At 33.0% G+C, this 15,314-nt stretch carries 15 protein-coding genes; 6 read left to right on the top strand and 9 right to left on the bottom strand.

Going from position 1 to position 15,314, the window contains the following annotated elements; genetic code table 11:
• Positions 1-16: 16 nt before the first annotated feature.
• Entirely contained in the window at positions 17-388 is a 372-nt protein-coding gene (locus IM755_RS03835) for a hypothetical protein (protein ID WP_194093752.1), read from the bottom strand.
• Between the two features lie 91 nt (positions 389-479).
• Between IM755_RS03835 and IM755_RS03830 the strand changes: the two genes are divergently transcribed.
• Together IM755_RS03830 and IM755_RS03825 are read left to right on the top strand one after the other, a co-directional pair.
• Complete coding sequence (locus IM755_RS03830) at positions 480-1,055, top strand: PhnA domain-containing protein (RefSeq protein WP_194093749.1); 576 nt, start codon at positions 480-482, stop codon at positions 1,053-1,055.
• Positions 1,056-1,336: 281 nt separating this feature from the next.
• Complete coding sequence (locus tag IM755_RS03825; protein WP_194093747.1) at positions 1,337-2,164, top strand: hypothetical protein; 828 nt, start codon at positions 1,337-1,339, stop codon at positions 2,162-2,164.
• A gap of 70 nt (positions 2,165-2,234) precedes the next feature.
• Here the strand turns inward: IM755_RS03825 and amaB are convergent, their stop codons facing one another.
• From amaB to IM755_RS03810, 3 genes are all read right to left on the bottom strand, one after another.
• Entirely contained in the window at positions 2,235-3,785 is a 1,551-nt protein-coding gene (gene amaB / locus IM755_RS03820; RefSeq protein ID WP_228063887.1) for an L-piperidine-6-carboxylate dehydrogenase, read from the bottom strand.
• 95 nt (positions 3,786-3,880) lie between these two features.
• Positions 3,881-4,420 carry a 3-hydroxyanthranilate 3,4-dioxygenase gene (locus IM755_RS03815; RefSeq protein ID WP_194093745.1) on the bottom strand — a complete coding sequence of 180 codons (540 nt, stop codon included), beginning with the start codon at positions 4,418-4,420 and terminating at the stop codon, positions 3,881-3,883.
• 94 nt (positions 4,421-4,514) lie between these two features.
• A complete protein-coding gene (locus tag IM755_RS03810) occupies positions 4,515-5,633 on the bottom strand; it encodes an endonuclease/exonuclease/phosphatase family protein (protein WP_194093743.1) in 1,119 nt (372 codons plus the stop codon).
• A gap of 139 nt (positions 5,634-5,772) precedes the next feature.
• Between IM755_RS03810 and IM755_RS03805 the strand changes: the two genes are divergently transcribed.
• The 4 genes from IM755_RS03805 to hflX all read left to right on the top strand — a co-directional run bounded on the left by IM755_RS03805 (position 5,773) and on the right by hflX (position 11,894).
• Positions 5,773-8,553: a TonB-dependent receptor gene (locus IM755_RS03805; protein ID WP_194093741.1), complete on the top strand. Its 2,781-nt coding sequence runs from the start codon at positions 5,773-5,775 to the stop codon at positions 8,551-8,553.
• An 11-nt stretch (positions 8,554-8,564) separates the two neighbouring features.
• Positions 8,565-9,200: a choice-of-anchor J domain-containing protein gene (locus tag IM755_RS03800; protein ID WP_194093739.1), complete on the top strand. Its 636-nt coding sequence runs from the start codon at positions 8,565-8,567 to the stop codon at positions 9,198-9,200.
• 5 nt (positions 9,201-9,205) lie between these two features.
• Positions 9,206-10,579: a DUF5689 domain-containing protein gene (locus IM755_RS03795; protein WP_194093737.1), complete on the top strand. Its 1,374-nt coding sequence runs from the start codon at positions 9,206-9,208 to the stop codon at positions 10,577-10,579.
• A gap of 91 nt (positions 10,580-10,670) precedes the next feature.
• Complete coding sequence (gene hflX / locus IM755_RS03790) at positions 10,671-11,894, top strand: GTPase HflX (protein WP_194093735.1); 1,224 nt, start codon at positions 10,671-10,673, stop codon at positions 11,892-11,894.
• Between the two features lie 26 nt (positions 11,895-11,920).
• On the opposite strand, the gene IM755_RS03785 is transcribed toward hflX, so the two are convergent.
• The 5 genes from IM755_RS03785 to IM755_RS03765 form a co-directional block, all read right to left on the bottom strand.
• The gene (locus IM755_RS03785; protein WP_194093733.1) at positions 11,921-12,424 is read right to left on the bottom strand and encodes a DUF2480 family protein; all 504 of its coding nucleotides are present in this window, start codon (positions 12,422-12,424) and stop codon (positions 11,921-11,923) included.
• Positions 12,425-12,488: 64 nt separating this feature from the next.
• Entirely contained in the window at positions 12,489-12,812 is a 324-nt protein-coding gene (locus IM755_RS03780) for an SUF system Fe-S cluster assembly protein (protein WP_194093730.1), read from the bottom strand.
• Positions 12,813-12,883: 71 nt separating this feature from the next.
• On the bottom strand, positions 12,884-13,303 hold the full coding sequence (locus IM755_RS03775) for a SufE family protein (RefSeq protein ID WP_194093727.1): 420 nt from the start codon (positions 13,301-13,303) through the stop codon (positions 12,884-12,886).
• Between the two features lie 2 nt (positions 13,304-13,305).
• Positions 13,306-14,055, bottom strand: a complete 750-nt coding sequence (locus IM755_RS03770; protein WP_194093725.1) for an META domain-containing protein — start codon at positions 14,053-14,055, stop codon at positions 13,306-13,308.
• An 11-nt stretch (positions 14,056-14,066) separates the two neighbouring features.
• The gene (locus IM755_RS03765) at positions 14,067-15,281 is read right to left on the bottom strand and encodes an aminotransferase class V-fold PLP-dependent enzyme (RefSeq protein ID WP_194093723.1); all 1,215 of its coding nucleotides are present in this window, start codon (positions 15,279-15,281) and stop codon (positions 14,067-14,069) included.
• Between the last annotated feature and the right edge of the window lie 33 nt (positions 15,282-15,314).

Genomic DNA, 15,314 nt, shown 5'->3' with positions numbered 1-15,314 from the left:
AAATGGCTTCCTTTTTTTATTCCGGTTGAAGCAAAATGGTTCTTTGTTGTGGGATAACGTGACACACATCGGAAGTGACACTTATTACCTCTGAAGTGTATGTTACATAACCCGTTTTTGAAACCGTAATCGTGTAATTTCCTTCACGCTCATAAGCGCCTGAAAAAATCGGTTCAGTACTATCAAAACTTTGTAAGGTTTCAGAATAACTTCCATCTGTAGCTACAACCGAAACACCTTCGCTTAAATAGGCATTGGTTTCGGAATCTTTTATAGTGATATTTAAACCTGCTCTTGCTTCTTCGGTACAAACAATTCCGTTATCGTCTTCATTACATTGTGTAGCTAATAATGGAAAGATTGCTATTATTAAGAGTAATTTTTTCATTTTAAGTGGATTTTAATCTAATAATCAAAGATAATTAATTTCAATTTATAACTTTGTCCCAAATTATTTAATTACGTAAAATCCATTCAAAATGAGTGTAATAGAAAAAAAACTGAAAGACCGCAGTGGTTCAGTTTGCGAAATTAGTGGTGCCGAACATGATTTAGTTGTGTACACGTTGCCACCTCACACTGCAGAGAGTTTAGAACATTCGGTTTTAGTTGCTAAACATTTAAAAGACCAAATTGAAAACCCAGAAACCATGAATGAAAACGACTGGAGAGGGTTATCAGAAAGTATGTGGAATGAACATTTACCGGTTCAAATTTTATCTTGGCGTATGTTGGCTCGTTTGAAAAACAACGACTTGCTTGACATGATGTACTTAGATGAAGAAGCTTTAGAATGGGCAAAAGCAACTGGAGAAGGCGAAGAAGAAGACGAAAACAAAATTGTACATAAAGACAGTAATGGCGTTGTTTTACAAGATGGCGACTCAGTAGTTTTAATTAAAGATTTAGATGTAAAAGGCGCTACCTTTACTGCAAAACGTGGAGCTGCCGTGCACAATATTAAATTAGTTTGGGACGACGCAAACCTAATTGAAGGTAGAGTAGAAAACCAAAGTATTTATATTTTGACGCAATACGTGAAGAAAACGAAGTAACCTTTTTTCCTTTTTGTCAAGCTGCACTTGTTTCAGCTTCTTATTGAGTTTGTATGAGATTCTGAAACGAGTTCAGAATGACAAAATTATAACATAGAAAACCCTGCAAATTTGATTTGTGGGGTTTTTCCGTTTCCTACAAGATCTTTTTGACCTTTTAAGTATAAATAAATTGGTATTTGAAAAAGATAAAATTATTTCAGTAGCTTTGTTTTAAAGTGGATTGTGGGCACGGAATGCAATTCCGCGCTATCGTGAATCTTACATTTACTAAAAAAATTATGAAAAAAACATTTTACTTATTCTTATTGTTCTTTGTAAAAATTTGTTTTTCACAAATACCTGTTGAGTCCTACAGGAATGAAATATCAAATTTAAAATCTATTGATGAGGTAAGCATTTATTGGGATAAGCTTTTAGAGATAGATCAAAATGTTTTATTGAGTGAAAAAAATTTAATAAAAAGAGATTCTATTTCTACTAGCTTAATGATAAGAACAATTTTAATGTTTGAGTATCATAATGAAAGCACCTTTAGATTGTATAAAATTGCGCCTGTTATGAATATGGCACATTGTAGTAATTCAAATTCAGCAAAACTATTTTGGCCAATTATTGAAAAATATAAAGTTGTAATTAATCAAATAATGAAAAACTATCCTGCGTATCCATTAGAAAGTATTAGTTTAAATTATTACGGATACTCTTTATTAAATCAGGATAAAATTTATGACAACCTTATTTCGAAATTACAGAACACCTTTTCAAATGAAGAAATAATTTCAAAATTAATAACGTCTCACAATAATTTTAAAGCTTCTCATTCATTAAAAAAGATAAAAACAATATTTAAATGGCAATTCCAACCTTTTAAAGACATTAAGGAAGAAGGTTTTTTCGAATTTGTAAAAATGTCAAATGGGAAATTGTATAAAAGAACAGATGACGGAATTTTACAGAAAATTAATTTAATTTCTAAAAAGGATGGTTTTAAATATTATAAAATAGAAGGAGAACCATTTGGTTGGATTTATAAACTTGGAAAAAACGGTAGCTTAAGTTTGTTAGATAATGATAAAATTCTCATTGAATACACTAGAATAGATTAATTCAAAAAAAAACCCTGCAATTGCAGGGTTTCTCTATATCTAAAAAGTAACTAATCACTAATTACTTATTTTAGAAATCAAACTTTATACCTTGTGCTAAAGGTAACGCTGTTCCGTAGTTAATCGTGTTAGTTTGTCTTCTCATGTAAGCTTTCCAAGCATCAGAACCTGATTCACGGCCACCTCCTGTTTCTTTTTCACCACCAAAAGCACCACCAATTTCAGCACCAGAAGTTCCAATGTTTACGTTAGCAATACCACAATCAGAACCCGCAGCCGAAAGGAATAATTCCATTTCTCTCATGTTGTTGGTAAAGATAGAAGAAGATAATCCTTGAGGAACTGCATTTTGCATGGCAATCGCTTCTTCAATTGTGCTGTATTTCATAACATATAAAACAGGTGCGAATGTTTCGTGTTGCACGATTTCGAACTCGTTCTTCGCTTCAATAATACATGGTTTTACATAACAACCGCTTTCGTATCCTTTTCCTTCTAAAACACCACCTTCTACAATTACTCTTCCACCTTCAGCTTTTGCTTTTGAAATCGCATCTAAATAGTCTTGCACTGCACCTTTATCGATAAGTGGACCCACGTGATTGTTAGCATCTAATGGATTTCCAATTTTTAACTGTGCATACGCTTTTGCTAAAACGTCTAATGTTTTATCGTACACACTTTCGTGAACAATTAATCTACGAGTTGAAGTACAACGTTGACCTGCTGTTCCTACCGCTCCAAATACTGCTCCTACCAATACCATTGATAAATCCGCTTCTTTAGAAACGATAATGGCGTTGTTTCCACCTAATTCTAAGATAGTGTTTCCAAAACGCTCCGCAACTGTTTTTGATACGTGACGACCAATTCTTGTAGAACCTGTAAACGATACTAATGGAATACGTTTGTCGTTATTAATTAAATCTCCAGACTCGTTACCCACTACTAAACAGCTGATTCCTTCTGGTAAATTATTTCTTTCTAATACGGTTTGAATGATGTTTTGACAAGCTACACCACACAAAGGCGTTTTTGAACTTGGTTTCCAAATACAAACATCACCACAAATCCATGCTAACATTGTGTTCCAAGACCAAACCGCTACTGGGAAGTTGAAAGCCGAAATGATTCCAACAATTCCAAACGGATGCCATTGCTCATACATTCTGTGCATTGGACGTTCCGAATGCATTGTTAATCCGTGTAATTGACGTGATAAACCTACTGCAAAATCACAGATATCAATCATTTCTTGAACTTCTCCAAGACCTTCTTGATACGATTTACCCATTTCGAAAGACACTAATTTTCCTAATGCTTCTTTGTGTTTACGCAATTCTTCTCCCATTTGACGTACAATTTCCCCTCTTTTTGGAGCTGGAACCAAACGCCATGTTTTGAAAGCTTCTTCTGCAGCACTCATAGCTGTTTCGTAATCTTCTTTTGTTGAAGATTTTACTTTTCCAATCAAATCTCCTGTTGCTGGTGAGTATGATTCGATGATTTTTCCGTTAGAAAACCACTTTGTTCCAGTAGAAGTTCCTTCGTTAATTTCTTTAATGCCTAATTGTTGCAAAGCTTCTTGCATACCAAATTGAATTGCTGCTTCAGATATCATTTTATAACTTTTTATTCGGTTTTTGTTAAATTTTTACAAATGTAAAAAATATATTTTAATAATTGTGTGTATCAAGTTACACAGCTGTTTTTTAACTATTTCTTAGTCGTAAACTTGGGATTGGTTTCCATTACAGTTCCACAATTTTTGCACGTTCTTTTCTCTTCCGAATTGTAGAACGTACTAAAATGAGGTAAAAAGTCTTTTTCTATATCGTGTAATTCGAAATAAACTTCGTGTAATTTATGATTACAATTGTCGCAAAACCACAATAAACCATCGTTGAATCCTTTTCCAGCTCGTTTTCTTTCGATTACCAAACCAACAGAACCTTCTGTTCTTGCAGGAGAATGTGGTACTTTAGCAGGATGCAAATACATGTCTCCTGGACCTAATTTCATAGCTTTCTTTTCACCATCTTCTTGAATAAAAACGGTAATTTCGCCTTCTAACTGGTAGAATAATTCTTCGGTTTCGTTGTAATGATAGTCTTTTCGTGCATTGGGTCCACCCACAATCATTACAATATAATCATCTGAATCAACATATAAATTCTTATTACTCACAGGTGGTTTTAACAACGCTTTGTTGTCTTCAATCCACTTTTGCAAATTAAACGGTTTTCTTATTTCCATCTTTTTTGAATTTAAAAACGTAAAGTTACTAAAAAGAAAAAAGGTTAGCTGCATTTTATTACAAACTAACCTTATTAAATTATTAAGATTGGAATTACTTCACTTCTTTCACTAAATAAATATATACTGGGAAGTGATCTGAAAATCCTGGAACTCCATTTTGATTACGAAGTGGATAACCTTTATATTGCCCTGTTTTCTGTATTAAGAAAGGCTTATTGTAAATACCTGCTTTCCAATATTTTAACGAACCATAATCGTTATTATCCGCTGGTACCAATTGTTGACTTACCATGATTTGATCGAAAATATCACCTGAATCTCTATAAAATAAAGAAGCATGTCCGTCTTTAGCCATTTGCTCAAATGGATTGTAAACGTCTCTTGGTTCTTTTAATTCTGATTTTTTCAGTTTCGCACCAATACCTTGTTTTACACTTTTATTATACGCTCCATCATTTAAATCACCCATTGTAATGAATTTAGCTTTAGGATTAATTTTAATAATAGAATCCATGATTTTTCTATTCAATCTACCAGCTGCTTCACGGTAAGGGCTACTTTTTTTCTCACCACCAGAACGCGATGGCCAGTGGTTCACAATTACATTGATTTCTTCACCATCTAATAAACCAGTTACTAGAAGTTGGTCACGAGTATAAATACGTTTTGTTTTTTTATCATAATTTACATTTTCCTCAACTTCTTTTTCTTCTTCTTTGGTTCTTTTTTTATCAGATTCCGTTTCGGTTTCGTAAACATATAATGGAATATTTATATAACTTGTAGGTTGAAAATATTTTTCCTGATATAAAAATCCAACATCAATTCCACGTTTGTCTGGTGAGTCAAAGTGAACTACTTTATATCCTTTGTTAATTAAAGTAGGATGCTTAACTAAGTCTTCTAGCACTCTTCTGTTTTCAATTTCACAAGCTCCGATAATTACTGGAGAGTTTTTTTGACTTTCGCTTGTGCCTAACTCGATAAGTACACGGCTTAAATTGTCTAACTTCTTTTGATAGTTCTTTTTTGTCCAACCATTTACAGGAGTATACTCTTCATCATAGGTATCTGGATCATTAATTGTATCAAATAAATTCTCAAAATTGTAAAATGCTACTGTATGCACTTTAAATTTTTTATCCTGTGAAACAGCACTATTTACAGACAAAATCACAGTAAAAACAGCCAAAAGGTGTTTAATTTTCATAAATCAAATGTTATGTTAATATCAAGTTTATTACAAATTGGGTGCCAAAGGTAAATAATATTATTAAAAGTTATACATTTGTAGGCTGTTAAGTTTGTAACTACTTAACATTAAATTAGTATTAATTTTAATATTCTTTATGAAAAAACTTGTATTGAGCACTTTATTAGTGCTGCAAGCTGTTTTTGTTTTTGCACAGCAAAATCCAGCCTTAAAAGGTAAGGTTATCGATGCTAAAAGTCAAAAACCATTACAAAATGTTGTTGCAACCATTCAAAGTACGAATCAATCTGCTTTGACTGATTTTGATGGAAACTTTGTTTTTAAAACTATTCCAACTGGTGAACAAGTGTTGGTAATCAAAACTTCTGGGTACACACAACAAACTTTTATGTTAGAACCTTCTGTTAATGGAGAAACTCTTGATTTAGGAGTAGTTCTATTAGAAGAAGATATTACTTCAGAACAACAATTGAGTTTAGTAACAATTACTGAAAACGATTTAGGAGATGACAACAGTGGATCAGAAAGTACTTCTGGGCTTTTACAGGCAACAAGAGATACTTATCAGCAAGCTGCAGCTTTTAATTGGGGACAATCTCGTTTTAGAATTAGAGGTTTAGATAATGAATATGGAGTTACTATGATTAATGGTCTCTCTATGAATAAATTATATGATGGAAGACCACAATGGAGTAACTGGGGTGGTTTAAATGATGCTACAAGAAATCAAGAATTTACAATGGGTTCTGCACCATCTGATTATACATTTGGTAGTGCTTTAGGAACTCAAGAAATTAATACAAGAGCGTCTTTTTACCGTGAAGGAACAAGAATCTCTATGTCGGGTACTAACACCAACTATAGCTGGAGAATGATGGGAACACATGCGTCTGGTATGAACAAAGACGGATGGGCATTTGTAGTTTCTGCATCAAGAAGATGGGCTGAAGAAGGATACTTTGAAGGTACAGACTACGCTGCAAACTCATTATTTGCTAGTGTTGAAAAGAAAATCAATGACAAACACAGTTTGAATTTAACTTCTATTTATGCTCAAAATAGTAGAGGAAAAAATTCTCCTAACACTAAAGAAGTGAATGATTTAATGGGAATTAAATATAATTCTTATTGGGGATGGCAAGATGGTAAAAAACGTAACTCAAGAGATAAAGATGTTGAAGAGCCAATCACAATGTTATCTCACTATTGGAAAATTACTGAAAAAACAACTTTAAATACTAACGTTGCTTTTCAAACAGGTAAAATTGGTAACTCAAGATTAGATTTCCAATTAGGTAATAATCCTGATCCAACATACTACAAAAACTTACCAAGTTACTTCAGTAATTTAGGAGGTTACACTCAAGACCAATTGACTCAAATTGGAAATACTTTTAGATCAAATTCACAAATTGATTGGAACGCAATGTATATTGCAAATCAAAACAGCGCTTTTGCAGGAAGAAGTGTTTACGTTTTATACGAAGACAGAACGGATGACAACCAATTAAGTGCAAACAGTATTTTAAATTCAAGTATTTCAGAAAACGTTAGCTTAACTGCTGGTGCTAATTTCAGAAAATTACGTTCTCATAATCACCAAAACTTATTGGATTTATTAGGAGGTCAATATTTCTTAGATATCGACCCTTTTTACTCAGGAGATGCTTCACAATCTAACTTAAACAATCCAAATAGACAAGTTGGCGAAGGAGATACTTATGGATATAACTATTTATTACACGCTTTAACATTTGATGGATTTACTCAATTTAAATTCACTTACGACAAAGCTGATTTTTATTTAGCTCAATCGTTCTCTAGAACAGAATACCAAAGAGAAGGTTTATACAGAAATGGTATTTACGCTGATAATTCTTTTGGAAAAGGGGAAAAAGTTACCTTTGAAAACTTTGGTTTCAAAGGAGGTTTAACTTACAAATTAAACGGTAGAAATTACTTAGATTTCAATGGTTTATATCAAACAAAAGCGCCAAGCTTAAGAAACTCATTCTCAAATGCTAGAATGAACAACATGATTACTCCAGACTTACAAAGCGAAAGCATTACAAGTGCTGATGCAAGTTATATCTTAAGAGCACCAAAATTCAAAGCTCGTTTAACGGGTTTCTACTCTAAAATTCAAAATGCTACCGAAATTTCATTCTTCTATGGAGAAGGAATTGGAAGCGGTGACGATGGTGGTGACGAAGACACTTTTGTTAGTGAAATCGTAACTGGAATTGACAAACAAAATATGGGAGCAGAACTTGGTTTAGAATACCAAATTACATCTACTATTAAAGCTACAGCTGCTGCTTCTTACGGACAGTATATCTACTCTGACAATGCTAAATTAAAAACTAATGATGATGCATTAGCTGCTGCTGGAAATGAAAGCTTAACAGATTTTGGAACTGTTTACATGAAAAATTACCACCAACCAGGTATGCCACAAACTGCGGCTTCATTTGGTTTAGAATATAGAGATCCACATTTCTGGTGGGTTGGAGCAAATGTTAATTACTTAGCTAATAGCTACATTGATTTTGCAAACATTTTAAGAACTGACAACTTTAGTATTGATAGTAATACTGGAGATAATTACTCTGGAGCTACTCCTGAAACAGTAAGAGACATCTTAAAGCAAGAAAAATTCGACAGCTTTACATTAGTAAACTTAACAGGAGGAAAATCGTGGAGAATTAGTAAAGCAAATCGTAATACAGTAGGTTTCTTTGCTTCTGTAAACAACGTTTTTGATGTTGTATACAAAACAGGTGGTTTTGAACAATCTAGAAAAGCAACTTTCCCAGATTTACAAGCTGATCAAGCTAACGGAACTCCTTCTTTTGGATCTAAATATTTTTACGGATACGGAAGAACATTCTTTGTTAACTTCTACATTAACTTCTAAAAAAATATACTATGAAAATTAAATTTTTAAAAACAATTTTTTTGTTAGCGCTTAGTACAAGTGCTTTAACAAGTTGTGTAGGAGATGATGATTATGTTATACCTACCGTGTTTAGCTACGCTTTTAATGAAGGATTTGAAACTTCACCTACAGGAAGTGGTTCTGTTGAAGTCCCAATCGCTTTAGAAGGATGGGTAAATTATAATGGATCAACTTCAACACCATTATCAACTCGTTTATGGCATGCAAGAACATTTGATAGCAATATATATGCAGAATTCTCATCATTTTATTCTACATCTGGAACAAATGATGTAGCATGGTTAATTACACCTGCTATCGACTTAACAGCATCTACTGGAGAAACTTTAGCTTTTACAACAAAAACTAGATTTGCTAATGGCTATCCTTTAACCGCTTTTGTCTCTACAGATTATGACGGCACAACTGCTGGCATTGCAACGGCAACATGGACTCCTCTTACTTTTACTGCACCAACAGCTAATGATGTTTTTGTAAGTAGTGGAAATATTGACATTAGTTCTTATGAAAGTAATAATGTAAGAATTGCCTTCAAATATACTGGAAGTAGAGTGGGTGTTACAACTACTTTACAATTAGACAATATTAAGATCACCAAAAATTAATAGCTATGAAAAAATTAAAATTAGTATTAACAACTGCTGTTTTAGCATCTTTAGTTGGGTGTGTTAACGGCGATGACTATGGAACACCTGATTTATCAAATGATTGTGTTACCATTGCAAAAACAAAAGAAGTTTCTGATGTAACTAACATTGCAACTGCTACTGCTGTTCAATATACAACAGATGAGACTTTAACAGATTACATTGAAGCCTATGTAACTTCAAGTGATGAAGGTGGAAATTTTTACAAATCTATTTCAATGATGTCATTAGACGGATTAAAAGGATTTAGTATGCCTGTTGACAATTATAATTTATACACAGAGTTCGAACCTGGAAGAAAAGTTACTATCAAATTAGACAAAAACAGATATTTTAACAAACAATACGGTTCTACCGTTATTGGTTCTTCTTACAATAGTGGGGTTGGTAGAATTTCTGGTGTTGAATATAAAGATGTTATTTTAAGATCTTGTGAAGATGTTAACGAAAATGATATCGTAAAAAACTTAACAGTAGCTGCAGCAAAAAACGATCAATATTTGAATATGTTAATCGAGTTTGACGCTGTTCAATTTACTGATGCTTCATTAGGCAAAAAATATTATGATGCAACTTTAAACAGCATTGGTGGGGCAACAAATCATGAAATTACTGATGAATTTGGAAACAAAGTTATCGTAAGAGTTAGTGAATTTGCAACATTTGCATCAAATGCAGTTCCTTCATTTAACGGAAAAATCAGAGGAGTAATGACTAAATACAATAGTGATTACCAATTTATGATTAGAACTTTAAATGACGTAAACATGACTAATCCTAGATTAGCTATTGATTTATATCCACCTATCGGAGGTTCTGCTTTAGTTTACGGCGCTACTTTAAACGAGCCTTTTACGTCTTATACAACTACAAATCAACAAGTATTTCCTAAATACATTAATGATGCAGCTGTAGGTAGTAGATATTGGCAAAGAAAAGTTTTCAGTGGAAATACTTACATCCAAATGTCTTCATTTGGTGGAACTCCTGAAGCAAACAGAACATTATTTTTAGTTCCTGTTGATATGACTGCTGCAAACACATTATCTTTTGCTACAAATGCTGGTTTCCACAACGGAAATGTATTAAAAGTATATTATACAACTAATTATGTCCCAGGTACTCAAATTACGTCGGCAACTTTAGTTGATATTACTTCTAACTTTACAATTTCTCCTGGATTACCAAGCGGTTATCCAGCATCATTTACACCAAGCGGAGTTTACAATATTCCTGCAGGAGTTACTGGTAACGGTTTCTTCGTGTTTGAATATGTTGGAAATGGAACTTCTGGTCCAACTACAACAATGCAATTAGACAACATTGTAATCAACTAATTACAATTCTATAAAATTATAAAAGCGGCTCTAATCGAGTCGCTTTTTTTATGCTTGCTATTTCGTACCTTTGTATTCTTAAAGAACGATTATGTTAGAGAAAGAAGTTATTGACTTTGAAAAATCAATAGTGGTAGGAATTGTAACCCAAAACCAAAGTGAAGATAAACTAAACGAATATCTTGACGAATTGGAATTTTTGACATTTACCGCTGGTGGAACCGTTATCAAGCGTTTTTCGCAAAAAATGGATAAACCCAATCCAAAAACATTTGTAGGAACTGGAAAACTGGAAGAAATCAAATACTTCATTAAAGATAACAACATTAAAACTGTAATTTTTGATGATGAATTAACGCCTTCACAATCCAAAAATATTACCAAAGAATTAGATTGTAAAGTATTAGACAGAACCAATCTTATCTTAGATATCTTCGCCCAACGTGCTGAAACTTCGTATGCAAGAACACAAGTAGAATTAGCACAATGCCAATATTTATTACCTCGTTTAACCGGAATGTGGACCCACCTTGAACGTCAAAAAGGAGGAATTGGAATGCGTGGTCCCGGAGAAACTGAAATTGAAACCGACCGTCGTATTGTGCGCGATAGAATTTCGTTATTGAAAGAAAAAATTAAAGTAATCGACAAACAAATGGCAACGCAACGCAGTAATCGTGGGGCTATGGTTCGTGTAGCTTTAGTGGGTTATACCAATGTTGGAAAATCAACTTTGATGAATGCTGTAGGAAAAAGTGATGTTTTCGTAGAAAACAAATTATTCGCAACACTTGACACAACTGTTCGAAAAACTGTAATAAAGAATTTACCATTCCTTTTAAGCGATACGGTTGGATTTATTAGAAAACTACCAACTCAGTTAGTTGAATCGTTTAAAAGCACCTTAGATGAAGTTAGAGAGGCTGATTTATTGCTTCATGTAGTAGATATTTCGCATCCTGACTTTGAAGACCATATTGAATCGGTAAACCAAATTTTACAAGATATTAAAAGTGCGGACAAACCTACGATTATGGTTTTTAATAAAATTGACGCTTACAAATCAGAACATTTTGATGAAAATGATTTAAGTGTTGAAAAAACTACCAAACATTATACTTTGGAAGATTGGAAAAGAACTTGGATGAGCAAATTAGGTGATAAAAACACGTTGTTTATTTCAGCTACTGAAAAGGCAAATTTTGAGGAATTCAGAGAAAAAGTATACGAGGCAGTAAGAGAAATTCACATTACAAGATTTCCTTACAACAAATTTTTATATCCAGATTATAAAGATGCTGTTGAAAACGAATAAAAAAAGACCTCAATTGAGGTCTTTTTTTATTTTGATTTGAATAATGGAACTGCTGAACAAGCCTCACCAAACATTACGCTTTTAGCAACTTTTATCAATTTTTGAATCGCTAAAGTATACACTTGGTTAGGAACTGGTTTTTTAGAACAACCTTTAAGAATTACCGGTTTTTGAAAATAGTCGGTATAATCGAGTTTGTTCAATATATCTTGATACCACTCAAAAACCGCTAATTCTTTACTTCCGTGAATTACTTTTAATGCATGAGGTGCCAAATGAACCGAAACTAAAGCAAAAGCCCAAGCAGGAAGTATCGCATCGGTAGAACAATATAAAGCAACGTATTTGTCTTCATATTGAGACCAATCATTGTTTTTTAATTGGTCACGAAAATCGGATTCTTTTAAGATAAATCCCTCTAATAACCATTGCGAAATATCTAAATCTACCACATGATTATCTGGATAGTAATCCTCTAAATCGAATACCATCAAAGAACTTTGCGCTACTTTGTTTACTATTTCGTCCATTTGAAAAGTTTCAAGTTTCAAGTTTCAAGTTGAGCAACCTAAAACTAGAAACATTAAACAAATTTTACAACATTCCTAATTCTAATTTTGCTTCTTCGCTCATTAAATCTTTGCTCCATGGCGGATCAAAAGTAATTTCAACTTCGCAAGATTTAACAGCATCTATAGACTTTATTTTCTCCTCTACCTCTTGCGGTAACGTTTCCGCTACTGGGCAGTTTGGTGATGTTAAGGTCATTAAGATTTTTACATCGTTATCCTCATTAATCATTACGTCGTAGATTAAACCTAATTCGTAAATATCTACTGGAATCTCTGGATCAAAAATTCCTTTTAAAACTTTGACAACGTCTTCGCCTAAGTTGATTGTATCGTTAAATTCTTCCATTTTATTTTTAGTATTCAATATTCAGTTAAAAGTGTTCCGTTAATCTGAAAACTTGTGGTTTTAAATTTTAATTATTGCTTTGATTGAAATGCCAAAGCATACATTTTTATTTGTTTTATCATTGAAACTAAACCATTGGCTCTTGTTGGTGATAAATGTTCTTTTAAACCGATTTCGTCAATAAAATCAGTATTTGCATCTAAAATATCCTTTGGTGATTGATTAGAAAAAGCTCGGATTAAAATAGCAATAATTCCTTTGGTCAAAATAGCATCACTATCGGCTGTAAAGACGATTTTCCCGTCTTGTTCTTCTCCGTATACCCAAACTTTTGATTGGCAACCTTTGATGATATTTTCGTCTACTTTGTATTGTTCATCGATTAATGGAAGCGACTTCCCTAATTCGATAATGTATTCGTAGCGTTGCATCCAGTCATCAAACATAGAGAACTCATCTACGATTTCGTTTTGTATTTCTTTAATTGTCATTCTTATTTTTTTGTTGCTTTTAAAACTACTTTATTTTCGTTGTCTAAAAGAAAAATTGTTTTGTTTTCGATTTCGAAACGAGAAACATTAGAAACAGATTTAAACCAAACATCTTCATTTTTCATTTCATTTTCACAATATTTCTTTGTTGCCATCAAGGGTGAAATAATTATATTTTCATTATTCAGATTATACGTTCCAGAATACATATTACAACCCATAAAACCCGAAATTTTCTCGTTTTCAAAACTAATAAAATAGTTTTTTTCAACTACGTTAACTCCTACTAATTCTTCTACAACATAACTTCCTAAAATTGGATTTTTGAAGACAGAATCATCAGCAATTTTATTAATATAATCAACAAATTCTTTAATTTTAGCAGGCGGAATTGTATGATCAAATCCTTTAGTTGTATACGTTTTATCTTTCACCACAATTGTCATATCAGCATGAGGTTTCCCATCATGCGCACGCTCCATAGTTGGACCTTCTAAATCGTTGAAAGTTTTTAAATCTATTTTACTATATAATTCCGCTAACTTTTTCCATTGTGTATCTGTTAAATTGACAACACTTGGGTTTCCATCTCTTTGACTAACTAACGAAAATGTCCCATTTTCAATTGTTATCATTCTGTGATAACCTCTTGTGTTAGCTCCATAAACAATTTTAACATCAGATAGTTCTTGGTCTTGCGCACAACCTTTTGAAAGGAAAATAGACAAGAAAATAGTAAGCATAATTTTCATAATTTTACTTTTTAAGATAACATCATTTGCGCTTTTTTAACCGCTTCTACAAAGATATCAATTTCTTCTTTGGTATTATAAAAAGCAAAACTTGCTCTAATCGTTCCTGGAATATTGAAAAAATTCATAATAGGTTGGGCACAATGGTGACCGGTTCTAACCGCTATACCTAACTTATCGATAATTGTGCCAATGTCATACGGATGAATACCTTCAATATTAAACGAAATCACTGAAGCTTTGTTTTCACTCGTTCCGTAAATCGTTAAACCTTCTATTTCTTGTAATCTTTTAGTTCCGTACTCTAACAATTCTTGTTCGTAAGCCACAATGTTATCAAAACCTATCGAATTCATATAATCAATTGCGGTTCCCAAAACAATTCCACCTGAAATATTAGGAGTTCCGGCTTCAAATTTATGTGGCAAATCGGCATAAGTTGTTTTTTCGAAAGTAACTTCGGCAATCATTTCGCCTCCGCCTTGATACGGTGGTAATTTTCGCAACCATTCTTCTTTTCCGTATAAAACTCCAACGCCTGTTGGTCCACAAACTTTATGTCCCGAAAACACATAAAAATCACAATTTAATGCTTGTACATCTGGACGTAAATGTGGCGTTGCTTGTGCGCCGTCGATTAATACGGCAGCTCCTACTCCATGAGCTTTTTTGATGATGTATTCTATTGGGTTAACCGTTCCTAACGCATTTGAAATGTGATTAACCGTTATGATTTTCGTTTTTTCGGAAAGTAAGTTGTCGAATTCTGAAATAACCAATTCTCCTTTTTCATTCATTGGAATTACCACCAACTTCGCTCCTGTTTTTTCACATAAAAATTGCCACGGCACAATGTTGCTGTGATGTTCTAAAGCCGAAACCATAACCTCATCGCCTGCTTTTAATAAACTTGCAAAACCATTCGCCACCAAGTTAATTCCGAAAGTAGTTCCCGAAGTAAAAATGATTTCGTGATTGTATTTCGCATTTAAGTGGTTTTGAATCGTATTTCTCGATACTTCATACGCATCGGTAGCCAATTGACTCAACGTATGCACACCACGATGAATATTCGCATTGATTTCACTGTAATATTTTGAAATAGCATCAATTACCACTTGTGGCTTTTGCGATGTAGCTCCATTATCAAAATACACCAAGGGTTTGCCATTTACTTTTTGCGATAAAATGGGAAAATCAGCTCTTACTTTTTGAACATCAAACATTTTTGTACAATTTGAGTACAAATTTACGATTTG

The sequence above is a fragment of the Flavobacterium proteolyticum genome, from assembly GCF_015223105.1.
In the GTDB taxonomy this organism is placed as follows: domain Bacteria; phylum Bacteroidota; class Bacteroidia; order Flavobacteriales; family Flavobacteriaceae; genus Flavobacterium; species Flavobacterium proteolyticum.
This window is presented reverse-complemented; position numbering and strand designations above follow the sequence as displayed.